This window comes from Arthrobacter sp. H-02-3, from assembly GCF_003097355.1.
GTDB classification, from domain to species: domain Bacteria; phylum Actinomycetota; class Actinomycetes; order Actinomycetales; family Micrococcaceae; genus Arthrobacter; species Arthrobacter humicola.
Map to the genome: position 1 here is coordinate 69138 of NZ_PYUI01000020.1, position 22984 is coordinate 92121.

The 22984-nt window shown below is 63.0% G+C and carries 24 protein-coding genes; 4 read left to right on the top strand and 20 right to left on the bottom strand.

Annotated features, from left to right (window positions below):
- Nucleotides 1–49: 49 nt before the first annotated feature.
- The 3 genes from C9424_RS16950 to C9424_RS22160 all read right to left on the bottom strand — a co-directional run bounded on the left by C9424_RS16950 (nucleotide 50) and on the right by C9424_RS22160 (nucleotide 2653).
- The gene (locus C9424_RS16950; RefSeq protein WP_133247533.1) at nucleotides 50–766 is read right to left on the bottom strand and encodes a winged helix-turn-helix transcriptional regulator; all 717 of its coding nucleotides are present in this window, start codon (nucleotides 764–766) and stop codon (nucleotides 50–52) included.
- Between the two features lie 21 nt (nucleotides 767–787).
- On the bottom strand, nucleotides 788–1966 hold the full coding sequence (locus C9424_RS16955) for a MalY/PatB family protein (protein ID WP_161958245.1): 1179 nt from the start codon (nucleotides 1964–1966) through the stop codon (nucleotides 788–790).
- A gap of 429 nt (nucleotides 1967–2395) precedes the next feature.
- Entirely contained in the window at nucleotides 2396–2653 is a 258-nt protein-coding gene (locus C9424_RS22160; protein ID WP_337189836.1) for an Lrp/AsnC ligand binding domain-containing protein, read from the bottom strand.
- Between C9424_RS22160 and C9424_RS22165 the strand changes: the two genes are divergently transcribed.
- Nucleotides 2543–2800 (top strand): hypothetical protein, encoded by a 258-nt coding sequence (locus C9424_RS22165; protein WP_202615910.1) that lies wholly within the window; start codon nucleotides 2543–2545, stop codon nucleotides 2798–2800. The two genes, C9424_RS22160 and C9424_RS22165, sit on opposite strands and share 111 nt — an antisense overlap.
- A gap of 92 nt (nucleotides 2801–2892) precedes the next feature.
- On the opposite strand, the gene C9424_RS16965 is transcribed toward C9424_RS22165, so the two are convergent.
- Genes C9424_RS16965 through C9424_RS17015 form a run of 11 tightly spaced genes read right to left on the bottom strand, consistent with a single transcriptional unit; the run spans nucleotide 2893 to nucleotide 14248 of the window.
- Nucleotides 2893–3312: a DUF4913 domain-containing protein gene (locus C9424_RS16965; RefSeq protein ID WP_116768061.1), complete on the bottom strand. Its 420-nt coding sequence runs from the start codon at nucleotides 3310–3312 to the stop codon at nucleotides 2893–2895.
- 23 nt (nucleotides 3313–3335) lie between these two features.
- Complete coding sequence (locus tag C9424_RS16970; RefSeq protein WP_116768062.1) at nucleotides 3336–5093, bottom strand: type IV secretory system conjugative DNA transfer family protein; 1758 nt, start codon at nucleotides 5091–5093, stop codon at nucleotides 3336–3338.
- Nucleotides 5090–6685 carry an ATP/GTP-binding protein gene (locus tag C9424_RS16975; RefSeq protein WP_116768063.1) on the bottom strand — a complete coding sequence of 532 codons (1596 nt, stop codon included), beginning with the start codon at nucleotides 6683–6685 and terminating at the stop codon, nucleotides 5090–5092. The genes C9424_RS16970 and C9424_RS16975 overlap by 4 nt, the downstream gene beginning before the upstream one ends.
- Entirely contained in the window at nucleotides 6685–8193 is a 1509-nt protein-coding gene (locus C9424_RS16980) for an SCO6880 family protein (protein ID WP_116768064.1), read from the bottom strand. The genes C9424_RS16975 and C9424_RS16980 overlap by 1 nt, the downstream gene beginning before the upstream one ends.
- Nucleotides 8180–9457: a hypothetical protein gene (locus C9424_RS16985; RefSeq protein ID WP_116768065.1), complete on the bottom strand. Its 1278-nt coding sequence runs from the start codon at nucleotides 9455–9457 to the stop codon at nucleotides 8180–8182. The genes C9424_RS16980 and C9424_RS16985 overlap by 14 nt, the downstream gene beginning before the upstream one ends.
- Nucleotides 9454–10191 carry a hypothetical protein gene (locus C9424_RS16990; RefSeq protein ID WP_116768066.1) on the bottom strand — a complete coding sequence of 246 codons (738 nt, stop codon included), beginning with the start codon at nucleotides 10189–10191 and terminating at the stop codon, nucleotides 9454–9456. Before C9424_RS16990 ends, C9424_RS16985 begins: the two co-directional genes overlap by 4 nt.
- A 30-nt stretch (nucleotides 10192–10221) precedes the next feature.
- The gene (locus C9424_RS16995) at nucleotides 10222–10491 is read right to left on the bottom strand and encodes a hypothetical protein (RefSeq protein ID WP_116768067.1); all 270 of its coding nucleotides are present in this window, start codon (nucleotides 10489–10491) and stop codon (nucleotides 10222–10224) included.
- Nucleotides 10492–10502: 11 nt separating this feature from the next.
- Nucleotides 10503–11114 (bottom strand): DUF6668 family protein, encoded by a 612-nt coding sequence (locus C9424_RS17000; RefSeq protein WP_116768068.1) that lies wholly within the window; start codon nucleotides 11112–11114, stop codon nucleotides 10503–10505.
- Nucleotides 11115–11147: 33 nt separating this feature from the next.
- Nucleotides 11148–12623, bottom strand: coding sequence for a chromosome partitioning protein ParA (locus C9424_RS17005; RefSeq protein WP_116768069.1), 1476 nt, complete (start codon nucleotides 12621–12623; stop codon nucleotides 11148–11150).
- Between the two features lie 42 nt (nucleotides 12624–12665).
- Nucleotides 12666–13175: a hypothetical protein gene (locus tag C9424_RS17010; RefSeq protein ID WP_116768070.1), complete on the bottom strand. Its 510-nt coding sequence runs from the start codon at nucleotides 13173–13175 to the stop codon at nucleotides 12666–12668.
- The gene (locus C9424_RS17015) at nucleotides 13172–14248 is read right to left on the bottom strand and encodes a CHAP domain-containing protein (RefSeq protein ID WP_116768071.1); all 1077 of its coding nucleotides are present in this window, start codon (nucleotides 14246–14248) and stop codon (nucleotides 13172–13174) included. Before C9424_RS17015 ends, C9424_RS17010 begins: the two co-directional genes overlap by 4 nt.
- Before the next feature lie 128 nt (nucleotides 14249–14376).
- On the opposite strand from C9424_RS17015, the gene C9424_RS17020 reads away from it, so the two are divergent.
- Nucleotides 14377–14703 (top strand): ArsR/SmtB family transcription factor, encoded by a 327-nt coding sequence (locus C9424_RS17020; protein ID WP_116768072.1) that lies wholly within the window; start codon nucleotides 14377–14379, stop codon nucleotides 14701–14703.
- A gap of 271 nt (nucleotides 14704–14974) precedes the next feature.
- Here C9424_RS17020 and C9424_RS17025 read toward each other — a convergent pair whose 3' ends face one another.
- The 4 genes from C9424_RS17025 to C9424_RS17040 form a co-directional block, all read right to left on the bottom strand.
- Nucleotides 14975–15430 carry a hypothetical protein gene (locus C9424_RS17025; RefSeq protein ID WP_116768073.1) on the bottom strand — a complete coding sequence of 152 codons (456 nt, stop codon included), beginning with the start codon at nucleotides 15428–15430 and terminating at the stop codon, nucleotides 14975–14977.
- A gap of 149 nt (nucleotides 15431–15579) precedes the next feature.
- Nucleotides 15580–16206 (bottom strand): phosphatase PAP2 family protein, encoded by a 627-nt coding sequence (locus C9424_RS17030; protein WP_116768074.1) that lies wholly within the window; start codon nucleotides 16204–16206, stop codon nucleotides 15580–15582.
- On the bottom strand, nucleotides 16203–17204 hold the full coding sequence (locus C9424_RS17035; RefSeq protein ID WP_116768075.1) for a hypothetical protein: 1002 nt from the start codon (nucleotides 17202–17204) through the stop codon (nucleotides 16203–16205). The genes C9424_RS17030 and C9424_RS17035 overlap by 4 nt, the downstream gene beginning before the upstream one ends.
- On the bottom strand, nucleotides 17201–17677 hold the full coding sequence (locus C9424_RS17040; protein ID WP_116768076.1) for a hypothetical protein: 477 nt from the start codon (nucleotides 17675–17677) through the stop codon (nucleotides 17201–17203). Before C9424_RS17040 ends, C9424_RS17035 begins: the two co-directional genes overlap by 4 nt.
- 597 nt (nucleotides 17678–18274) lie before the next feature.
- Between C9424_RS17040 and C9424_RS17045 the strand changes: the two genes are divergently transcribed.
- Together C9424_RS17045 and C9424_RS17050 are read left to right on the top strand one after the other, a co-directional pair.
- Nucleotides 18275–18511: a hypothetical protein gene (locus C9424_RS17045; protein WP_116768077.1), complete on the top strand. Its 237-nt coding sequence runs from the start codon at nucleotides 18275–18277 to the stop codon at nucleotides 18509–18511.
- A 160-nt stretch (nucleotides 18512–18671) separates the two neighbouring features.
- Nucleotides 18672–20516: a helix-turn-helix domain-containing protein gene (locus tag C9424_RS17050; RefSeq protein WP_116768078.1), complete on the top strand. Its 1845-nt coding sequence runs from the start codon at nucleotides 18672–18674 to the stop codon at nucleotides 20514–20516.
- 138 nt (nucleotides 20517–20654) lie between these two features.
- On the opposite strand, the gene C9424_RS21725 is transcribed toward C9424_RS17050, so the two are convergent.
- Both C9424_RS21725 and C9424_RS17060 read right to left on the bottom strand, forming a co-directional pair.
- A complete protein-coding gene (locus C9424_RS21725) occupies nucleotides 20655–21197 on the bottom strand; it encodes a hypothetical protein (protein WP_202615909.1) in 543 nt (180 codons plus the stop codon).
- A 5-nt stretch (nucleotides 21198–21202) separates the two neighbouring features.
- Nucleotides 21203–21862, bottom strand: coding sequence for a ParA family protein (locus C9424_RS17060; protein ID WP_161958246.1), 660 nt, complete (start codon nucleotides 21860–21862; stop codon nucleotides 21203–21205).
- Nucleotides 21863–22984: the final 1122 nt, after the last annotated feature.

The window sequence follows — 22984 nt, forward strand, 5'->3', positions numbered from 1 at the left end:
AGAACAACAACCGCGCGACTGGCATAGTACTAATCCTGTACCGAGACGTCTACGCTGCGCGGGCAGGGGGACGAAACCATGTTGGATATGCGCTGGCAAGTGCAGCGGGCCCCTCGAATCCAACATCTCCTGCAGCAATGGCCGCCGCACAAGCGCGTTTCCCCCACCAAAGTTCGTTGAGGATTTTCGGTTCAACAACGACCGTGAGGTCCACGTCATGCTCTGCAGAGCCGATGCAAGCACCTGATTCGAATTCGCCGACACGGATCCAGCCGCCGGACGGCTTGCTGCGAGGGAAACGGAATGCGATTGTCAGCTCAGTCTTCGGCAACATTGAACGATCCAGCCCCTGATGCATGTGCCACAAAAGCGCTGCGGTGCTGAGTTCGCCGTCGGCCGAAGGTGGCAATTGCCAATCCAGCGTCCATGCCCCCAGCGCCACAAGAACAGGGCGCAGAGCCAGGCCCGAATCCGTCAGCCTGTACGCAGTCCGGTTTGCGTGACCCTCGCTGGCCAAGCGATCAACCACACCGATGCGTTCCATGTACTTGAGACGCGAGGACAGCAAGCTTCGGGACAGCCCCGGCAAGCCCCTGTGGATGGCATTGAACCTGCTCGCGCCGACGAGCATTTCACGAACGATCAGCAGGGACCATCGATCGCCTATCAGGCGCGTTCCAAGAGAGACCGGGCAATAAGCGGACGCTGGTATCCAACCCTCTTGCTTTGCAGTCAGTGGCGGCAGGGGTGCTTGTTCTACGTTCACGGTCCCGGATCTCTTTTCGTTTTATCTGAACGGCAAAGTATGTCCCAGCGCTCCCACGATTTCCTCCAGTACGGCGGCGGGTGTCGCGAAATTCAAGCGTAGAAAACCCTGTCCTGGTGCACCATAGTCCGTGCCTTCGTTGGTCGAAACACCGGCTGAAGATCTCGCGTGCCTTGCAGGTTCGTCCGACCACTCTGTTGCACGGAAATCGAGCCAGGCAAGATAGCTGGCATCGGGAACCCGATATTTGACGCCTGGCAAATGCTTGTCGACCAAGTCTGCAAGTCGGTGCCGGTTGCCGTTGAGGTAAGACACCACGTCCCGCAGCCAGGGGCCGCCTTCACGGTAGGCAGCAGCCGTTGCCCAGAGTCCGAGTGTGCTTGCGCTATGGGCCAGCACCGCTGCAAGCCTGTTGGCAGTCAACCTGTCCTGTTCGGAAATGATCATGTGCGCGCAGCTCATTCCTCCGATGTTCCACGCTTTAGTGGCGGAGACCCCCGTCACTGTGTGCTCGGTAGCAGCCGACGAGACGCTCGCATAGGGAACGTGCGTTCTTCCGGAAGGTCTGCCGGCTCCCGGCGCGTAGACCAAAGGTGCATGGATCTCGTCGCTGAATACTCTGCCGCGGTGTCTGTCAACGATCTCCGAAACCGCGACCAGCTCCTCCCGGGTGAAGACTGTCCCTGTCGGATTGTGCGGGTTGCACAGGATCAACACTCGTGCGCCGGAAGAAAAAGCCTTGTCTATGTCATCAAGATCGAGTCTCCATTGGCCGTCGTCGCAGAGCATTGGGCTTTCCAGCACCTCCAACCCCAGTCCACGGGGCACCGACAGGAACGGAGGATAGGCGGGTGTTGGAACGACCACACTCGTGGATGAAACGAAGTGGAGCAGGAATGCCTCCAACGCGTGGATGAGGCCGCCGACGGTGACCAGATCCGAGACAGAGACTGTCCATTCATGGCGCTCTTTCAGCCAATCCTTCAAGGAAACGGAGGCAGATTCCAGGGCCTGGGGATGAGGATAGCCCATGTCCCCACGTCGTGCTGCGTCGACGAGCGCCGAGATGATCGGCGGGGCGGGTGAGAAGTCCATTTCGGCGACGGCTGCGCCGTATTTTTCAGTTTCGAGCGCCCATTTTGCGCGCCGCATGCGGCGAAGTGCTTCGATGTCGTAGACCGCGAAAGGAGAATCATGCATCTGTAAGACCGGCTCCCGGCGGCAGCGTCCCGGTCTTTGCGTTTGCTTCGGGAGCATGTTGCCCAGTGCGGCGATTCTGTTTTCTGGACACGGGCTACAGAACGTAGCCAGGAGCGTCGGAACCGTGGAACATATGCATTCTGACACTCGCATCATTTGCAGCACCGACGCCGTGACCGTCCGGCAGATGCTCGGCCATCAGCTTGTTCCCCACCCAGACAGAGGTTCCAGTAGTGCTGGCTATATTCTGCTCGCTACGCCTTTCGTAGCGGGAGCGAGCTAGTTTGCGAGACATCATCTGAACCACGTCCTATTTCAAAGGTCACAGCTAATTGATCCTGTTAAAGCAACCCTAAATGTGGCCGGTGAGAGTCGTATGTGCACGCTGCACACCGGTTTCGCACGGGATGTGGCTGCCTTGTCTGGAGGCTAGGTGTTCACTGTGGCGGCCCGCCTGGCACCCAAGGAGATCCCAAAGCCGCGGCTGCAGTTGAACGCCGGCTGCCCCTCACAGGCCGGACCGTGTTCGAAGACAAGACTGGCCTGGGTTCCGGCGACAGCGGGATTTGACGACAGATGTTCGAGGACGAATTGCCGAATGTGCTCGGTATCCCTGGCGTTGATGTGGATAAGGAAGTCATCGCCACCTCCAAGGACGAATCCCTGCCGGACGGTGTCTCTGCCGATCTGATGTCGTTTTGCCAGCCCGCGGATGGACAAGCCCTCAACGCGGGCGTCTCGGCGGATTTTGGCAAACAGCTCCATATGCACCCTCTCCGGACCTCCAAATGCTCGTCTTCATCAGATGAAAACAACACTGGGGGGTGGTCCTGAACCAAGCTGCCATATTCAGCCGGAGGCGGCCGCTAAGCGTTCTCCAACTGGAAAGAGCCAATAGGCCAATACTTCCCTCCGAGGCGCGGCAGCTACTGTCGTTGAGTCCGTACGTCGGGAAACCACCCTTTGGGGGCCTTCTTCGGTTCCAGGTGGTCGGGGTCCCTGTGTTTTTGCATGTCGCATTTGTAGAACGGGCCGCGCGGGTCCAGGAGCATGCTCATGTGGTGGTCAGCGTGATCCTTCCACCAGACACTGATTCCCGTGGCTCCGTCCAGTCTGAGGTGTTCCCACGCCCGCCACAGCGCTTCTATCCGTGAGACAGCCTCTGGGTGGAAGTACCACTCGATGCACCACTTTGCGGAGCGGCCGTCGACGTCCCTGACGTAGGTGGGCAGCAGCTGCTCGTGCAGGAACTCCTCGGCTGAGCCGTACACCAGTTCCGGCAGCTTCTGCGCCTCCTCAGCTTTGTCGCTGGCGTCTTCACCAAAGCGGCCAATGTTGATGGTCATTTAGGGCGCCTCTATTCCGTGACTCAGGGATTCGCGGTCGAGCCGGCGGCAACCGGGAAAGGCTCGACTTCGGGCCGCGGGCTGTACTTCTTGATGGACGCCTCGACGGCGTCCTTGTGCGGGCCGCTGTACCAGGGCATGGTCCGGACCAATGTGGCCGGTGCGCCGGAGGCGAGGACGACGGCGCGGCCGCGGTCGAGTTCGGCGAGGTTGGAGACGTCGAAGATGCGTTCTTTGCCCTCCTGGCGGGAGCGGCTGGAGCCTGATCTGCCGGAGGAGATGGAGACGTTGGTATAGCTGTAGTCGCCGATCAGGTCCGAGAGGGCGCGGAGGAATCCTTCTTCGGCGACGCCGCCGCCGTAGACCTTGACGTTCGCGGCTGACCAGATTTTCCGCATGTTTGCTTCGCCCCAGAGTTCAACGCCCTGTGACCAGGACTGCAGGATGCCCATGACGATCAGGCCCTTGGAGCCGTAGTGGCTGAACTGGTCCGGCAATCCTGCCCAGCGGACGACGTTGGCCAACTCGTCGAGGGCGAACAGTGCAGGTGTGGGCAGGCGGCCGCCGCTGCGCTCGGCCCGTTCCTCCAGCGCCTCGGCGATGGCCACCGTCAGTGCTGTGGTGAGCGGGGCTGCGGAGCCGGCGCCTTCCTTGGAGAGGATGTAGATCGTCTCCGTGGAGGAAGCGAAGTCTTTGGGGTTGAACTGGCGGCGGGCATCCGTGGCCACCGATGTGCCGTGGGCCGGGGCGACCCAGCGCAGCGTGTTCCGGCTCTTGAGGCACTGGATCATCTTCTCGGCGGTGCCGAAGATGCCGTCGCGCTGCTTGTCGGCCAGTTTCAGCGTGGACTCCAGGCCTTTGTACTGCAGCTCGTAGCCGTGCTCTTTCAGGATTTCGATCGGTTCCCGGCTGACCTGCTCCGTCACCCAGAGATAGACCTGGGTGATGGGCAGCCCACCGCGTGCGGCCGCGAGGAAGTACGAGGAGAGAATGTCCTCGGCCTTGGGATCGAAGTAGGCATCCGGCTTGGACCCGGGGGTCCGCGAGCCGGTGGCGAAGTGCTGGGTGAGTTTGTAGGCCTTCTCTTCGTCGGTGACGTAGGAGAGCGGGTTCCACCACCAGCCCGGTTCCTCCTGGGCGATCTTCTGCGGATCAAACACCCACACCGGAGCGGTCAGGACCCGGACGCCGCGGGTGCCGTCCACGACGTCACGCTTGTTCGAGGTGGACACGACAGCGCCGGGTGCGTCCAGGATCGCGGGCAGCACCCGGGAAGTCGACTTACCTGTCCGAGGCCCCCAGATATCGAGGCTGAGGTCTTCCCAGGACTGAATGAACGTCTGCCCGGTGGAGACAACCTTGCCCACCACGATGCCCGGCGTGCCTGTCACTCCCAGCCGATCCGCCGTCGCTTTCGCGCCCTTCGCGGAGAACGCGGCCAGGGATTTCCCGCGCCCCAGGTACCGGGCGGCCTTATCGACGCGGGCACGCCTGGATGCACCCTTCTTCCAGGCCACGAGCACGACGATGGTCAGGACCACGACCACGCCGGCCATGAAGGCCGCCGCGACGGTGGACTGGACGGGCCACGGCACCCGGCCCTTGATGAGCCCTGCGATCAGATCAATCGGGTGGGCCGGCGGCGCGTCGATGCCGGCCATCCACGAGCCTATGTGCGCGGCGGCGTAGGTTCCGCCGCCAAAGATGATGATGAAGCCGATGGCGAACCAGACGAGCAGGGCATCGCCGAGGCCCATTCCTTTACGGTTCGGTGCGCTCACAGCGTGCCTCCCTCAGTCGGTACGTCTGGGCTCATGGGCTCGAGGAGGGTTTCCGGAGTGTCATGCCACTTCTCCTCGGTGTCGTTGACTCCGTCAGGGCCTTGCTCAAGGGAGGTTAAGCCCACCAGGACCGGGATGCCTGGCCTGCCGCCGACCTTGATCAGGAACTTCCCGCGTCCGGGAGGTTCGACGTCGAGCCCGCGGGAGTCCCAGGCGGGCGGGTCCTGCCAGGAGATGAGCTTCTGCTGCTCCTGCCGGGACAGGGGTATCGCCGAGGTTAGCAGCGGCATTTCCGAGGCGGGGAGGCCTCCGCAGATCACCATGCCGGAGCGTTCGACGAATCCGCGGGCCTTCATCCGGTCCTCTTCCGCCGGCAGTGCCAGCAGGTCGGACATGGTGTGGGAAATCATGATCTGCCCGACCCCCACGGTGCGGTTCAACCGGGTCAGGGCGTCCACCCGGTCCACCATGCCTTTACCGGCGCGCAGCGCCCGCCACAGCTCATCCAGGACCACGAAGTAGTTCCGGCGCGGTTCCAGACCGGCGTCCGCGAGGGCGTTGGCGACGTTGACGGTGCCGAAGCCGTAGGACCAGCACGCGAGCAGAATGGCAGCTTGGAGGTCTGTTTCGGTCTCGTCAATGCTGGAGACGTCGAAGACCACGGCGCGGTCGCGCCTCATGGGGTTGGTGGTGTGCCGGGAGAAGATTTCTCCGAGCTTCCCGCCACCGGTCAGGCCCAACAGGGTAGCTTCCAAGGCCCGGGTTTCCTGCAGGTAGACGGCCATGTCGCCGCGATCCAAGGCAACCTGCCGCAGCTCATCGGGGGCGGAGATGATCACGTCCAGCAGGTCCTTCAGGACCGGAACACCGTCGAACCGGTCATCGAGGACCCGCAGGGCCCGGTCCAGGATCGTCTGTTCCTGATCGGTGGGCGGGTTGTTCCGGCTGATCGTGATCAGGGAGACGACCATGGTCAGGCGCCGGCCGTGCGCGTCAGCGCGGACCCGGGCGGCGTCCTCATGGTGGCCGCTGTCTTCGAGGAGCTGCGCCGCTTCGACGGCCTGGCCGGGATCGAGGATGTTCAGGTAGCCGACGCCGCGGCCGAGCCTGATGACCTGGCCGCCGAGCGCCTGGACCGCTTTGACGTGCTCGCCTTTGAGGTCCCCCAGGATCAGTGGGTGGACGCCCTGGGCGGAGAGGCCGATGAACATCCGGCGCACCACGGTGGACTTCCCCAGTCCGGGCTTGCCCAGGATGAACGCGGACGGATTGGAAATCAGCCGTGCCCGCTGGAACCAGCTGATCGGGTCACAGCACACCGTCGCCTGGGTTTCCTCATGGCGTCCGAGCGGGACGCCGATCATGGGCGAGGACGCTCCGGAGGAAAAAGGCCACAGGCCGCAGACCTGGACCGTGGTTCCCCGGTATTCCTTCACGGACGGGACGAGGGCGGCCATGCCGCCGCCGCGCCCAAGCCAGCCGCGGGCAGCCGGCCCGGCCTGGCGTGGTTCCTTCGTCTTCTTCTTCGGTGCAGCCTTGACCGGGGCTGCAGCCTTCCTGGCAGGGCGGGTGAAGAGTTTCATGCGGGCCATTACAGGGCATCCTTGATTTCGGAGGGCAGGAGGCTGTGCTTGGGCAGGACCAGCCCGAGGGGCAGGGACGCGGCGAACGCGGTGTCCTGGGCGCCGTAGGCGCGGCGCAGCAGCACCCGGGCGGTACCGGAGGTCTGTTCCACGGCCGCGACAGCATCGGGAAGGCGTTCCTTATCGGTCACGGTGGCCGTGACGACCATCCCGAAGTTCACCAGCCCGGCGCCCTGGGCTTCCTCGGCCGCCGTCTGCACGGCGGAGCGGGCATCGACCAGGGCCCGGGCCGAGGGCCGGTTCCCGGAGGTGATGCGGACGTTGGCGTTGTTCTGGTCCCGCTCCACCACGGCCGCGGCACGGGCCGAATCCATCGGGCGGTACAGCAGCGAGACACGTTTACGGTCGATGTCCCCGTGCGGGGCCAGCAGCCGGGACAGGACCGAGGAGTTCACCGACCCGCGTGGGGCACCTGTCATGGTCCAGGAGACGGAGAACGCGCCGTCGTGCCGGTAGTCATCCCAGGACGCCTGCGTCGCGGAGGGTCCGACTTCGCCCCAGGTCAGGGACACCGGGGAGCCGGCGGCGTGGGCTTGATCAATGATCAGGGCAGCGGGCGGATCGTAGGCGATCCGGACGACCTCGCAGAGTTCCTGCGCGGACATCGGACGGGCGATCCCGGCGCCGGTGGACTGCAACCGTGCCGACAGGCCCGGGATCCGGGACGCCAGGTCACGGGCCACATCCTCCGGTGTGCGCTTCTTCGATCCCGCCCGCAGGGAGGCGTTAAACGACAGGGACACCCAGGCCCGGACCGTGGCCGAACCCTCCGGATACGTCTGCACGACCTCGTTGAGCACGTTCCTGGCAAAATCCGGGGCATTCGGGTCGATGTTCATCATGACCTCATTGCGGAGCCGGTACCCGGAATCCGGCGCGGTCTCGACCGTCACCGCCGCGGCGTCCAGGCCCGCTTCGTCCCCGAGGCCGGCGAGCCAGCCACCCCAGTTCGCCACCCACGCATCGACCTGCTCAGGATCCACCAGGGACGCACCGTCCGGTTCGGTGGAGAAGATCACGGTGTAGTGGCTCGTGGCCGGCACATGCAGGAGGGCGAACGGGCGCTTGTAGGAGTCGGTGAATTCATACAGGGTCGACTTCGCGGCGAGGCCCGGCAGCTGGTACAAGCCCCAGGCCGTCACACCGAGCGGGCCGGAACGGTAAAGATTCGTTCCGGAGGACTTGGCGAGCCGGAAGCTCATCCGGGTTCCGAACCGGTCAACAACGGACTGGCCGTGCTTGTCCTTGACCGTCAGCAGCAGCGCGCTGACCCCGGCTACGGCCAGGACAGCAAGGCCCGGGAAAAGACCCCAGATGGCAAAGCTGATGATGCCCAGCAACAACCCGGCCATGACAATGCCGGTGCCGATCGCGCCGAGGTTGCCCAACCCGGCAGAACGCGGGACGCGCCAGTTGCCGTAGGACGGTTCCTTGTATTCGGTATTAATTGCTGCCACTGGGGCCCTCCACTATTTCTGATTGGCCGGTTGAATCCTGCGCTGTCTGTTGTGCGGCCTGAGAAACCCTGGACGCTGCTTGTGCTCCTACGGCGACGGCCATGCCAGCCGGGCCTGCAGCCTTCGCCGCACCCGACGCGGCGCCTGCGCTGCCCGCGGCAGCTCCAGCCCCGGTGCTGCTTGCTGTCCCCGCGGTTGCGGCGCCGGCTGCCCCACCCGGACCGGTAGCCCTCGGTGTCGGCTGGCCGCTGCTCCCCTTCGGGCCCGGCGTTCCGTTACTGCCCTTCGGAGATGCGCCTGACTGGTTGCTTTGCGTGCTCGCCGGGGTCGGGGCGGCATGGCCCTTACCGCTGCCACTGCGGCCCATCGACACAGCGCCTGTGGCCATGGCCCCAACAGCAGCCCCGGCCCCCGCTCCCCCGCCGGAGGCGACGGCACCAACCATCGGCGTCACGAAGCGCATCAGCGCCGGCAAAGCGAACAGGGCCACAACCATCAACGTGAAACCCGTGATGGACCCGATCAGGCCGTCCTTCGCGCTGTTGTGCCCCATGAGCAGGAACGCTACGGAGTAGACGATGGCCGCAGCTGGTTTGTAGAGGATGAACGCGATGGTCCAGCCAACTGCTTTCTGGAACCACTGCCTCCCCATCTCCGTGTTCGTGAAAGCGGCCGTGGTGGGCAGGATGCCCGCCAGGATCACCAACATGCCGCTGCGGACCACCATCAGAACGATCTGGACGAGGGAGGCAATCAGACCGATCAATCCCAGAACGATAAGGATGAAAACGCCCACCCCCGTCTGGCCGGACACGACCAGGAGGTTCATCGACTCAGCAAAGCCCTTTCCGTCCGTGGAACGCTCAATGATGGCGGCAGAGAAAGCATCCGCGGCGACTACCAGAATCGAGATGACCCCCAGGCCCAAGCCACTGACCAGGGTGAGCGTGACGAGGGACCGCAGCAGGTCTTTCAGCGGTGCTCCGCGCTGTTCCCAGATCATCCGGATGCCACCGAGAATGACGGCGAGGACCGCAAGCGTCAGAGTCCAGACCATCAATTCGCTGTTCACCATGGAAACGACGGGGCTTGGCGTCGTTCCGTCCTCGCTGGCCAGGTTCACGGTGGGCATGGACACCCAGAAAGTCGACAGTGTTGTCACCATCTGGCTCATGCCCTCCATGATGGCCTTCGCCATGTTGCCCATGGCGTCATCAGCGAGCCCTGAAAACCAGTCCCCTACGGGGTTCCAGGTAGGCCTCATGCTCCGCTCCAGAGGATGAACCCGGAAAGGTCACGGACTTGCCGTGGTTCCTCCAAGGGTGCGCCGTTGTCGGCAACGACGCCCTTCCAATCCCCGTCCTGCCAAAGCAGAGTCGTCCGCACCGAAGCAAGCGCTCCGTTGTCCGCCTTGAATGCCAGTTCCACCACGGTTTGGTTCGCCGTGTATGAGACATTGAAACCCGCTATCTGGACTTTCACGGCCGAGGCCGGGACCGCGGTCGGGGGTGTCTTCATGCCTGCGTCACGGCCAGGTCCTTTGGCTGCAAGCTGCTCTGCGATAGCTCGTTCCTTGGAGGGGTCGATGCCCAGAGCCCAAAGGTTCACCGCCGCGTACAGCGCCCCTGTCGGCGTGTGAGCGAAGCAAGACCGAATGCCCTGATCGTCCGTCTTCCCCGGGCCTATTTTCGGGTCGGTTGGTGCGGCCATTGTTCCGACGAGTTCCCACTTCGTCTTGGGGGCCGCTCCCAGCGATGACTCCGACGAGGAGGGCAGGCCACAGATACTCTTTCCTGTCGCCGAGGCGCTGGGGCTGGCTGTAGCCGAGTTGTTGGATTCCGCCGGAGCCGGTGCCGGCTGGGCGTTGTCCTGTCCTTTGGGGAGCAGGAAGATGACGACGGCTGCTGCAATCAGCGCGACCACCAGCGCGGCAGCAAGGATGAAACCGGGTTTGGTGAACGGATTGCTGTCGGCGGTGCTCTCTGTTGACTGGCTCATGGTGAACCTCCCGTTTTTGTTGGTGCTGGTTTAGACGAAGGCGCGGACGATGCCCGAGGCACCGGTGATGATGATGCAGCCCATCAGGACCCAGCCGAGCTTGCCGATGGCTTGGGCTCCCTCGCCGCGCTGGAGCTGGATGACCATGCCGATGCCGACAATGATCACGCCCAGGACGCCGAGGACCAGGCCAATGCCGGCGGCCCAGTTCAGGATCGTGAGCAGGCCACCTGCCTGTGCCGGGACGACCGGGGTGGGGTTGGGGATAACGCTTCCGTCAAGTACAGCGAAGGGGTTCATGGTGAGACCTTTCAGTGGGTGGTGCGCGGTGTGGTGTCGGTAGCCAGGGCGGCTAAGTCAGTGATGAAGCGTTCGTATTCGCGGCCCGGCGGCGGGGTGGTGGCGGCCCCGTGCCGCCAGGCCTCGACCCAGGGCAGGGTCCAGAGCCGGGGCGCTCCCCCGCCGACGATGGCGGCGAAGTCACGAAGTGCCTTGGGAGTCTTCCCCGGTGCGTCCGCCAGGACAGCCAGGCCGAGCAGATCAAGCTCGGGTGCGGCGTCTGATGCCCACTGCGTCAGCGCGCTCTGTGCAGCTGTCAGCCCGCGCATATCTGCACGGCAAGCCAGCAGGACCCGAGGCTTGCTGCCGTCCTGGAGAACCGGCCAGCAGTGACCGGTGACGCGCGCCCCTTCGAGAAGGTCAGCGATGCGGCTTTCACCGGATCCCCCGTGGGCGCCGGTGACCCACAGCGCTGCGGAGCCCGCGACGGTGCGGCGGGCCAGACGGTCTGCAGCGTCCGGTTCAACCACTCCCCTCAGCGGCGCACTAATCACGCCCGCGGGCGGCAGGTGCGCGTCCTGTGCCTCCTCCTCCGCATTGTCGGTGGCGGGGCTTGTGATCCAGGGGTTCAATGTCTGTTGCATGGTTCCTCCGTCCAAAGTCCGTTGGTGGGTGGTTCAGAAGCCGGCGGCGACGGCGGCCGCGGCCGCGAGCCATGCCCGCTTTGTGGCGGGCTGGAGTGCTTCATAGCGGATGGGCCCGTTGACCAGGGCCGGGTCGTAAGGAATTCGGACGACCGTGCGGACGAACGGTGCGAAGCCGTCAGCGATCCGCCGGGCTTCGTCCTTGGCCCGCTTGAGCGCTTCCCCGCTCATGCTGCGCTTGGCGTCGGTGGACTCAGAGACGATGACGACGGCGTTGCGGGCCAGCTCCGCGTCGTGGCCGCCACGGGATTCCAGCGTCTGCAGCGTCAGGCGTGCGGCTTCGGCGCGGTCCTCGATGGCGGTCACGGGGACGACGAGCTGGTTGGTGTGGTCGATCATTCGGCGCCAGTTCGCGGCCCGGGCGGTGTTGCCGGAGTCCATGACCACGAGCCGGTAATAGCGGGTGAGGACCTGGTGGGCGATGTCGACTTCCTCGGCGGTGACTTCGTGGTCGCCTTCTTCGTTTTCGTCCGAGCGCAGGACATCGAACTTGTCCGCGGTCTGGTGGTGGACGAACTTGGCGATTTCGGCCGCGTTCGTGGACGGGGAGAGCAGTTCGGTGGAGGCGTCGATCAGGTCCAGGACACTGCGGTCGTGGGAGCCCTTTTCTGTCCGCCAGCCGAGGGTGCCTTGGGACTCGTTGTTGTCCCACGCGACCGTGGCCGCGCCGCTGTAACGGGCGAGGATGGCCGAGAGCATGACCACGGTGGGGGTCTTGTTCGCCCCGCCCTTGCGGTTCACCACGGCGATGGTCCGGGGGCCGGGCCAGTGCTGGCTGACCGTGCGGATGTCCTCACGTTCGGTGAGTTCTTCCTCCGAGGGGTCCATCCGCAGCCCCAGGCGCGTGAGCGTGCCCCGCCAGCCCTGGGTGGCGGGTTCGAGCACCGGGGCGCTGACCAGAAACGAAGTTTCCTTCAAGCCGCGCCGCGTCGGCGCCGCTTCTTCAGTAACGTCGGCGGCCGGCTGCGGTTCCGGGGTGGCCGGCACCGGAACCGCATCGGCTGCGACGGGGGCAGGTGGCCACGGCCGGGCGTCCACCGGTGCCGCAGGGGCAGAAACGGGCGCGGACTCTGCCGGAGTGGCCACGCGCTCCGGTGCGGGGACGGTCTCAATAGTCGCCGGGGCGACTGCCTTGGCTGTGGTTTCCGGAGTTTCTGCCCGGCGTCGGCTCTGCCGCGGTTCATAGGACACGGATTCGATCCTGTTATCCGGGTGGACGATGAGTTCACCGTGGCCCTCGGGGTCCTCGATCCGGACCCGCACGGGGCGCTGCAGGGTCTGTGCCTCGCCCACAATGAGGGCCAGGGCATTGCTGCGGAGTTCCTGAACGGAGTCTCCGGCAGGGACGACGCGGGAGTTGCCCGCGACGATGACCTCGGCGGTGCCGTTGTCGCCGACGATGGCCCGGATATTGGGAAAGGCCACGACTTCGGTTGGTGTAGTACCCATGAGCTTCTTCCTTTACGTGTGTGGGATGGAGGGGTGCGGCGCTTAGGACGCGGGCGGGGTGAGCCGGTTGACCTTCCACGGGGCGTCCTTGCCGGTGCGGAGCAGCTGCACCGTGTAGGTCCCGGCGTTGGTGGGGACCGCTGCCATGACGCCGAAGCCGTTGGCTTCATCGACGCTCAGGGTGGCGGGGCCGGTGATGCGGCTGGCCGGGATGTTGGCCGGGTTCACCGCCGAGTAGTCGGCGGTCGCTTGCGGGGTCAGCCAGCGGGCCAGGTCATTGGCCCACTGCTTGTCCTCCACCGTGGGGCGGGCGAAGTCCGTCATTGCCTTCCCGGCGACTTCCACCGCTTTGTCCTTGCTGGCCTGATCCCAGGTGATGCCGGTCGTGGCCGGGGCCGTGCCCCCGGGCGCCTGGGGTCCGCTGTTGGCGCTCAGTGAGACCGGCGCGGACGCTGTGGGCTGGCTGGTTGATGCCGCTGGCGTCGTGTTCGCCACCGGTGCGCAGGAAACGCAGAGCAGCGCCACGGAGAGCAGGGTCAGGGGCTTCGTCACTTCTTCTCCTCTTGGGTGGGCAGGTACAGGAAAGCGGAGGGGACGGTGTTGGCCACTGTCCGGGTGTAGTAGCTGTGGTCCGCCGGAGCCGGGTTGCCGTTGTAGCCCTCTTCGACGTAGGTCCCGTTGTCCTTTACTTCTTTGACCACCGCGACGTGGCCGAAGTTCGGGTCCGCTCCCCCGGCACCGGGGGCGTACCAGACGACGGCACCGACCCGGGGGGTGCTGCCGGTTGGCCAGCCCTTGGCGTCCCAGCCGGCCCTCCACGTAAGGGCCGAGCCGAGGCCCTGCCTGTCCGGGCGGAACGTGCTGTTGAGGTATTTGAACGGTGCGCTGGTTGAGCCCATCTGCTGGTTTACGCGCCACAGGGCGAAGTCCACGCACTCGCGGTAGTACATGCCCAGCGGCGAGGTGCTGGCTGTGTTCGCTCCGGCCTGCGACCAGGTCGGGGAGTTCTTCCACGGGTAGTCATCCCCCACGTCGGACTGTCCGGGGATGGCGCAGCCGCTGCCTTGCAGGGAGAACTTCGAGTTCGAGAGCCCCTGAACGAGTTTGACGGCTTCGGGCCAGTACTTCTGGTAGTGGTACGGGTCGGCGTTGCGTTGAACCTTGTTACCGGCAAGGGTCGGTTCCAATAGCTCCCAGCCGGGCACGCCCTGCAGGGCCTTGATGAAGTTCGTTGCGCTTCTGGTGGGGTCCATGCGGTCTGCGTAGGAGCCCCATGCGCCGTTGTCGCGCTGCTGGAACAACCCGCGGGAGTCTGGGCCGGCACCGTCGCCGGTATCCAGGACCCGCAATCCGGACTCGCCCAGGGCGACCATGACGCTGATCATCTGGCCTTTGACGGACAGGTTCAGTGCCTTGCCGGCGCCCATGATGGCGGCGGCGTTCTTGAGCTGCTCCTGGGTGTACCTCTCGACCTTGGCGCTGCCGTCGATGACAACGGACACGGCCGGGCCGCAGTCAGCCACAGCAGGTGTCGGCCCGACGAGCAGAACGATCGACAGGATCAAACCCAGGAAGAGTATCGGCACAATAACCGCAGTGCGGAGCAGAAGTCCTTTTGGCTTCACGGTAGTTCCCCCTCTTGGCTGTCCTGACGGACACTTGCAATCAAAAGCATCATCTTTAAAGTGATGCTAGCATCACCAAAAATATGTTGATACTTCTTGAGGGCGCGGCGGTGGGTGAGAATTGACGAATGCCCCGCATCTACGAGCCATTCCCCGGACAGCCGCAAGAGGCTGCAAAGGCTTTGAGTGTGTTCAACGCCAACACCCTGCGGGCGGCTGTTATCAGGGACCTGGCCCAGCATCTTGACGGCGACACGACGGGAAACATCGCCAAGCGCATTGGCGTGGACTACCGGCAGGTCTACGCGCATATCAAGACGCTTGAGGCGGAAGGGCTCGTCTCCGCCGCAGGCGAAGCTGGGGCCCGCAGCGGGCAGCGCGTTCACTACTCCATAGACTTGGCCAGGCTTCGGGCGCAGGGCCTCATCTACATGAGATATCTGTCGGGAGAATAAGCGCTCAATATGGCCGCATTCGAGACTGCGGACCACCCCGTCAGCCTGCAGATCACGGGCGGGTGGAACGGGATTTGGGCCCATGGGGGCTGCGACCTGTGTGCGCATCTGAGGTGCAGTCGCCGCGGGGGTGCAGCCCCTACTACCCCCCAAACCTGTCGTAGGGGCTGCACCTTTGATGCCACTCAATGTGCACGGTCAGGCCGTAGCGGGCACCTGGAGCATGTCATGCCCTAGAGTCTACTGAAAAAATTTCAGTAGTGAAAATTTTTCAGTTCGTCGGGCGTTTCTTCTCGGGCCTGGGTGGAAGGTTTCGGAGTGCTTCAGTCACCGCGCGAAGGGCGTCGATGTTCACTTCCCCCAAAACCCGCGCTGCGAAGTGCTCTACCTCGGCAATGCGGTAAGCCTCTATCAGGCGGAGTTCAGCCTCGACGCGCTCCGGGATCGGACCGCTGCGCTGAAGCAGGTAGTTCTCGTCAACGTCAAAAAAGTACGCAAGTGCCTTCAGCAGCTCCGGATCCCAGCGGTTATCAGGAGAGCCGGCCAGTAGCCGATGCCAGCGCGTCCTTGTGAGCGTGAGCCCTTGTTCCGCGAGACCTTGTCGAACGTCTTCGTACGTGAAACTGTCGGCGTCTTTGGCATGAACGATGTCCAGAAGAAGCTGGATTTTCGACGCGAGAACCTCTTTATCGCTGCGAGGATCTATGGGGTTGTCGTTCGAATTCACGCGTGATCCTGCTCCCGGCCAACCAGGGCGGCCACATCCCGAGGGAAGCGCTCTGCCAGCGGTAGCAAAGTCACAGCCCTCCTTCTAATTCCGTCATCGTTGAGACCCCCTGTGAGGCCTTCGCGGCTTCGTGGAGTGCCACGTGAAAATCAGCCGACAATGAGAGTATATGAGGCTCCGAATGCGACTACGCCGGTTATGAACCCGGCAATGACCTGAGGAGCTGAGTGATCCCGGAGATAGACCCTGGACCAGCAGACAAGCGGGGCCGCCACGACGAACGGAAGACCGAGCCAGCCGAACATCAGTACCGCTGACACGGTCGCGCCGCCCAACGTCATTGCATGGCCCGATATCTTCCAGACCGGGCTGACCAGAATGAGGGCCACGATCCCGCAAAGAATCCCGCCAATTAGCCCCCAGACGGGCTGGGGTGCCCCGATGACGGCGAGGATTGCGCAGCCAAGCAGCGACGAAACCAAGGTCCAGAGCATGACCGGGCGGCGTTGGTTCTTGTCTCCCACGTGGTGGTCCGTCAGCTGGCCTTTCTTGGCAAGCATCAGTACGACAGCAAATGGCACCAGGCAGATGCAGAGTGCAGCGGTTATGCCCGACCAGATAGAGACCACCCACTGGTTACTCAGCAGAGAAGCCAAAATCAGCAGGAGGGACAACACCAAGGGCGGCTGCGCGATCTCGGTTGCGGACCTGGCCACACGCCCAATGGCTGTGGTGGACCTCTCTGCGGTGGTTCGGGTCGTGGTTGCTGCTGTCACTGAGGTGCCTTTACCGGCAGCACCGATTCCAGAGAACCGACGCCGCCATCAAATCGGGCTTGGACCGCGTCCAGGACACGGCCGGCAAGGATAGGTGTGGATCGCCCGGAGAGAGCGACCTTGTGATCGCTGGAGCGAATAACGTACTCATACAGGCGCGCGGAGGGGTGCTTCGCATAGAAGCTGGTCACGATGGCCGCCAGCCAAGCCGCACGGGAGAGGCCCCAATAGGCTCTCCCCAGCGTGGCCGTAAGGAAGATCAAGGCGGCCCGGTCCCAAAGCTGCAGGCGGCGCCACGCCTTAACGAGCGGGGGTATGCCCAGCCCGAGAGAAGTCAGCAGAACTCCGCCGTAGAACAGCGGACTGAACAAGGCGTACAAAACCTGATGGAGAGAGGAACCGCCCACATCGATATGCATGGCGGTCATGTACGCGAGCTCTTCGACCGAGGCGAGTGCGACCAGAGCCATGCCGAATGCGACCACCCGGGAACTCACACGGACGGGCAGGCTTTCCTGAGGGCGGAGGCAGATGCGAAGGACGGAAACAGCGAGCAACGCCAAAATGCCCATGTAGACGCTGGCATAGACGAAGACCGGCAGCTGCTGGACATTTTCCGGCACGTAGCTCAGTGTCGTCGGAACGAACTCCTGGAACAGGAACGGAATGGTGATCGCAAGCGCTCCAAGGCCGGCTGCAACGGGTCGGTGGCTGAAGCGTGAGCGATAGCTCTCATCCGGAGAGTAGGCAGCGAAGATTCCCTCCCGTACCAGCCAGACGGCACACGTGACGCACATATTGCGAACGAGGTGCAGAAAGTTGATGCCGCCAAGGGCACCATCAATGGCTTCTTCGGGGACGACGACACCTGTAAAAAAGAGGCCGAGGACACCGATGCCGATCGCACCAACAAACGCCGTTGAGGACCCCCAGCGAGCGACGAAATATAGGCGAAAGACAAATACTATTGCCAGGATCCAGAACGCAGCGGCGATCATAGGCCAAACACTCGTTCTGCCTTCGTGGCCTTCTTCACGGGCGTGGCATGCAGAACCCGGGCCAGGCCAAAGGCCAAATTTTCGGCGGCAGCTTCGGCCTCGTCCAGGGGAACGTCCACGGCACGGCACATCCAGCTGACACCATTCCGCTTGCCAATACCGGAGAAGAAAGACCCCGCGATAAGTCCGTCGAGAGGCTTCCCCTTATGGCCCAAAAGGATGTGGCTCAGTTCATGCAGCACGATATGAACACTCCAAGCCTTGGCACCCCGCAGGTAACTGACGATGCCATGGCTGGGGGTATCGATCCAGTGGCCGGTGACGCCTTCCCCGAGGCTGGCCGCTGTGCCTTCCTCGAAGACCAGACGCTTGCCGTACTTCTCTTCAACCGCGTTCACTACGTCGCCCAGATCCGGGTACGCCGGAAGATTCAAGGTCTCAATGACGTCCGCGGTCAGTGCGGCCTGTTCCATATCTAAGCTGCTCCGGTAGTCAACTGAAAAAATTTCAGTAATGTGTACTATGAAATCAGCGCCAGACGCGCCGTGGCAAGGAGCCACCCTACCAAGCTTCCGAAAACAGCAGCAGTCAAAGAAGGAACAGGAATCCCGATGACCCAGAACTGGACACCTGAGCAGCAATGATCGAGACGCGTTTGATCGAGGTCATTGGGACGCGAGCGACCGCCCTCGCGCAACTCGACGCATATCAGAAGGCAGACATGGTCGTTGAGGTTTTGAGCGGCCGCGCGGCGTAAACGCTACCTCCGGAGCGAACCGCATATCCGTCGACATCAGCGTCGACATCCGCGGCGCCCCCGAGGGTAATCGACGGCCAGACCGTAGCAGAGGCTCGCCACGGCGTCGCCTGCCCTAAAGGGAATGACAATGTAACGAAGGCGACACGCGCAGTAGTTACAGTAACCAAATCCGCTTCCAGCGGTCCCTTGAATGCTAGGTTCGGAGGAACCTAAAACAGTAACTAAAACTTGTTGAGGGCTACGAACGATTTACAGCACTGAAGCCAGTACAGGTGAAGACAGTCTGTACGAGATTCAAAGGACATGACACATGACTGCTGTTGCACATCGGGGAGGCGGGCGCCCCAGCAAGGGCCTCCGCAAGTACATTGGCTTTCGTGTGCCTGCCGAGATGGCCGACCAGGTCGCGCAGGTGGCCGAAGCGGAGGGCGTCACGATCACGGACTACGTGGCTTCGGTTGTGGCAAAGCAGCTTGAAGTCGATCTGGAGCGTCACGACCACCCTAAGTTTCAGGAGGAGCTGCCCATTGGCCGCATCGCCTCTTAAATGACGAAGGCCCGCACGAGGCGGGCCTTCTAAGCATTTGACTCACTACCTTTTTTGCTTGCCGGCGACGAGGTAGAGAGTCCTTGAGAATCAACTCGGGCCTTGTGGTCCGGGCATCTTCCTATCCCTTGAGAGGAATAGCATCATCGTACCCCACGAGATGCGCGCATGCACAGACTCACAGAGTTCGGGCGCGCCGCATGCACCATGCCGTCCTGCCGAAGCCTGGGCCGCACTAGCGCTCTTGCTTGCCGGGCAGCCTCGCATACGCCTTTCCCGCGACGGCGGAAAGTCGTACCCGCAAAAACACGAACGAACCCTAACCCCAGCGCTTCCGGCCTTCCCCGCTGCCGTCCGGATTTTCGGCAAGGACGGCACCTGCGCTGCTATTTTCCTTGACTTTGACTCGTCCGTCGCTGGTGTTGACTGGGTCGAAGCCGATGTCCGGGCCGTCCAGACCTGGCTGCATTCGGTCGGTGCCCGCTGGATTGAGGACTACTCCCCCAACGGCGGCCGGCACGTATACGTCCCGCTGGAGCAGCGGGTCACCTTTTCGGAAGCGCGTGATCTTGTCGAGGCGCTGGGCACCCGGTACCGGAGCCTGGACAAGACCCCGCACCAGAACCTCCTGCATGGCTGTATGCGCACGCCCGGGTCCCCGCACAAGCGTGGCGGATACCAGGAACTCGCCATGAGCCTGTCCATGGCCTACGACGTTGCCCGCCGGCCCAACCCGGCCACCGTGTGGGCAGCCATGAACGCCGATCTGGCGGGGGAGATCGCCGCGGTCAGGGCGCTCCGTCTCGAAGGCACAATCACACCGGCCACCGCCGAGGCGCCCCGACTCCAGCACCCTGCCGGGCGGATGTCCCGGACCATGCAGCTCATGGCCCGGACGGGGCTGTACGACACCAACCGGTACGCCTCCGATTCGGAGGCACGACAGGCCATTGTCACGGGGGCCGCGGCCGCCGGACTGGAACTCGTCGAGGTCGAACGCCGGATGATGCAGGGGACCTGGCCCGGACTGGCCTCTTTCTATGCCCGCTATGCCTCCCGGCACCGGGTCCCGGCGTTGCGCAGGGACTGGCTGAATGCGATCACGTATCTGAGCAAAAACCCCGGATCCAGGAACGGAAAGAACAATGCCCGTATATCCCCCACAAGCCAGCCAAATCCACAGCCCCCCGCACTACAGGGGAATTCGATTTCATCGAATTCCGACGCTGAGCATCGGTTTGTCCGGACCTGGCGCAATGCACTGCGGTTGAGGGAACATTCCTACACCGCGTCAAGGACCGGGCTTGCCAGGAGAATGGTGCTGAGGTCGCTGGGGGAGGCAGCACACATGACCGGGTCCAGGTTCATTGAATTCGGTGACCGGTCCATCGCGGTGGCCACCGGCCTGGACCACACCACGGTCGGATCCCACCTCAGAGCCCTGCGCAGCGAGAAGGACCCGTTGGTGACCCTGGTCGAACAAGGCCGGGGTACCAAGGGAGACCTCTACATGCTGACCGTGCCGGAGGAGGTGAAGGCCGCGGCCGAAGACCTTTCCTGGCGGAAGGGGAAAATCCACGCACTTCGCCCGGTTTTCAGGGAACTGGGACTGCCGGCGGCGTTCGTGTACGAAGCATTGGAACACTCCCCCGGCCTGTCAACATCCGAGATCGTCAAGCTGACCAGACTCTCCAGGACAGCTGTCACGGAGGCGCTTGAGGTGATGGCCGCCTGGAACATGATTGCCCGGAATGCACGGGCCTGGTCGGTGGTGGCCTCGACGTCACTGAAAGACCTCGCCGAGCACTTCGGGGTCATGGAAGCTGTCGCGGCGCAGCTGCAGCGCTACCGGATTGAACGGATCCTGTGGAAAGAATGGCTCTCCAAGAACGTCAACACCGTCGCCGAGCTCCTCTCCCCCGGAGAAGACTACCCGTGGGAGGCCTTCGAGGGGCCACCCGACGAGTGGGCCCTCCCGAACATGGCTTTCACTAGGGCACGGTGATCAGACCAAAACGAAGACAGCCAGTCTGGCAGTCCGGTAGTGACGGACTCTGTAAGTCTGTGGATAACGTACTCACAGAGTATTTGGGTACGATCCCCAGTAGTCAGACGCTCCTGGTCGTTGGGAACGGGGATATTTTTAGGCCCGCGGGGTCAGACCCAAGGCAACGCGGAGTTCATCCTCTGTAGAACCCACCAGCTCCTTCTGGCGCTCCAGCAGCAGGTCGACGGCAACGCGGATCAGGGTGTTATCGGTGATCCGCTCCCCCTTTTCCCTGCGGGCACGCTGAACCTTCGAAGCGAGTACTGTCAGCTCATCGGCCTGGTCTGCGTGCAGCCGTAATTCCTTACGGACCAGATCTGTGTAGTGGGTATGGCTCGAAACGACTGGTCCCTTAACCTCTTGTACCTCTTGGGTCGAAGAGGGCTTCACAACGGCATCCTCAAACCGGGCCGCGACTTCGGACTCCACTCCCCCATTTGTCACGGTTCGTGCCGGCTGAGCAGCCGGCGCAGGCGTGGCAACTTGTGCTGTCGAGTGCGATTGTGAGCCATGATGCAATGCAGCGGCCTCATGGACAATGTGCAGGACGGGCGCATCTCCATCTAGGTCAATGGGAGGGGCTTCTTTGATCTCCCGGGTCTGGTTGGCAAAGTTTTTGAATCCGCCTTTGAGCGCCATCGAGGTCAGCCCTTCCTGGTCTTGGCCCAGAGACTAAACAGTTCCAAGGCGACGTCTTTGTAATCCATAGTTGCTTTCTCAGAGTTGCGGGTCTTCTCGTAAGAAGTAACCACCGTTCCATACATAGGTGCCCGCTCGTGTGCCTTATACGCTCGAACAAACGAGTTGCATACGAGGATCCCCTGCTCTCGCAACATCTCCTGTGCATCCAGGGCATCTTGCGGGGAACGCGAATCGGCTTTTGTGATCACGACCCTGTAGTCCAGGCCGAAGGGCTGGACTATTTTCTCGAACGTGTAGACGAGAGGCAGAAGGGCCAAAGGAGTTGCTTCTGTAGGCATCACAATGAAGTCCGACTGGCTGACGATGGCCTTGAGCACCTGAATGTTTTCCAAGTTACCGGGGGTATCGACGAAGACCGTGTCGTAGTCGAGACCGCGCATTTGTGTGAGTGCTTCCGGATCCGTCTCAGTCGCGACGTCGAACTGCAGCTGTTCCTTTTCGGGGAGTTCCTCTGCATTGGTTGCCCACATCGTTACTGACCCTTGTGGGTCGGCGTCGACGACAAGCACTTTCGAGCTCTGGGCGGCAACGGCGGCGAGATTCATCACCGTGGTGGTTTTCCCGGCGCCGCCTTTTTGGTTGACGACAGCTACGACCCTCATGAGTGCTTCCTTAATTTTGGTTTCTATGGCACTCGGACCGACGGCGGATTGGGACCTCATCCAGGCTTCGCAACCCGAGAAAACGGGTGAGCTCGATTCAAGGCAGAGAACATCTGTATCCAAGTCGCCGGCAAGCGCTACGCCAAAATTACCAGCCCGACTCCCCTTCGGTCGGAAGAAACGCCGTAGACGCACAGAGTCAGTGACTTCGTTTCTCTGTAACTCTGTAAGTCTGTAACGCTTAAGGCCTCTGGGTCGGCTAAAGAGACCACTCCCCCGTGATTCAGTTCAAGGCCAGTCAACCGCGCCTGGCTGCCATTCTCCTGACTACGAAGCCACCGAGCTCCTTCTGCCACATCCTGCTGAAGCTGGCTGGATCTAGCGGTGCGGCGTCGTCTTGAAGTGGCTTACCTACCGGTTCCGGAGTTCGTGACTTCCGGGGTTCCGAAGTGACGGAGTCCAGGGTGGGCCGGGGTTCCCTGCTGGGAACTTTGTTCACAGATCTACAGAGTCACAGAGTCGCGGACTCACCGACTCGGCGGCTTACCGGGAGGCCGCTCCTGGCGGTTGGCGGTTCAGAGTTGGCCGGCGCGGTTTGTACAGAGTCCGGCAGTTCCGTGCGTCCGGATGTCACAGAGTGACAGACTTACGCGGTTCGGAGGCGGTCCGGCGGGACTGCGTGGTCGGCGCCCGGATGGGGCAATCACTGACTCTGTGACTCACGTACAGACAGACTTCCGGAGTTCGTGACTTCCGGGGTTCCGAAGTGACGGAGTCCAGGGTGGGCCGGGGTTCCCTGCTGGGAACTTTGTTCACAGATCTACAGAGTCACAGAGTCGCGGACTCACCGACTCGGCGGCTTACCGGGAGGCCGCTCCTGGCGGTTGGCGGTTCAGAGTTGGCCGGCGCGGTTTGTACAGAGTCCGGCAGTTCCGTGCGTCCGGATGTCACAGAGTGACAGACTTACGCGGTTCGGAGGCGGTCCGGCGGGACTGCGTGGTCGGCGCCCGGATGGGGCAATCACTGACTCTGTGACTCACGTACAGACAGACTTCCGGAGTTCGTGACTTCCGGGGTTCCGAAGTGACGGAGTCCAGGGTGGGCCGGGGTTCCCTGCTGGGA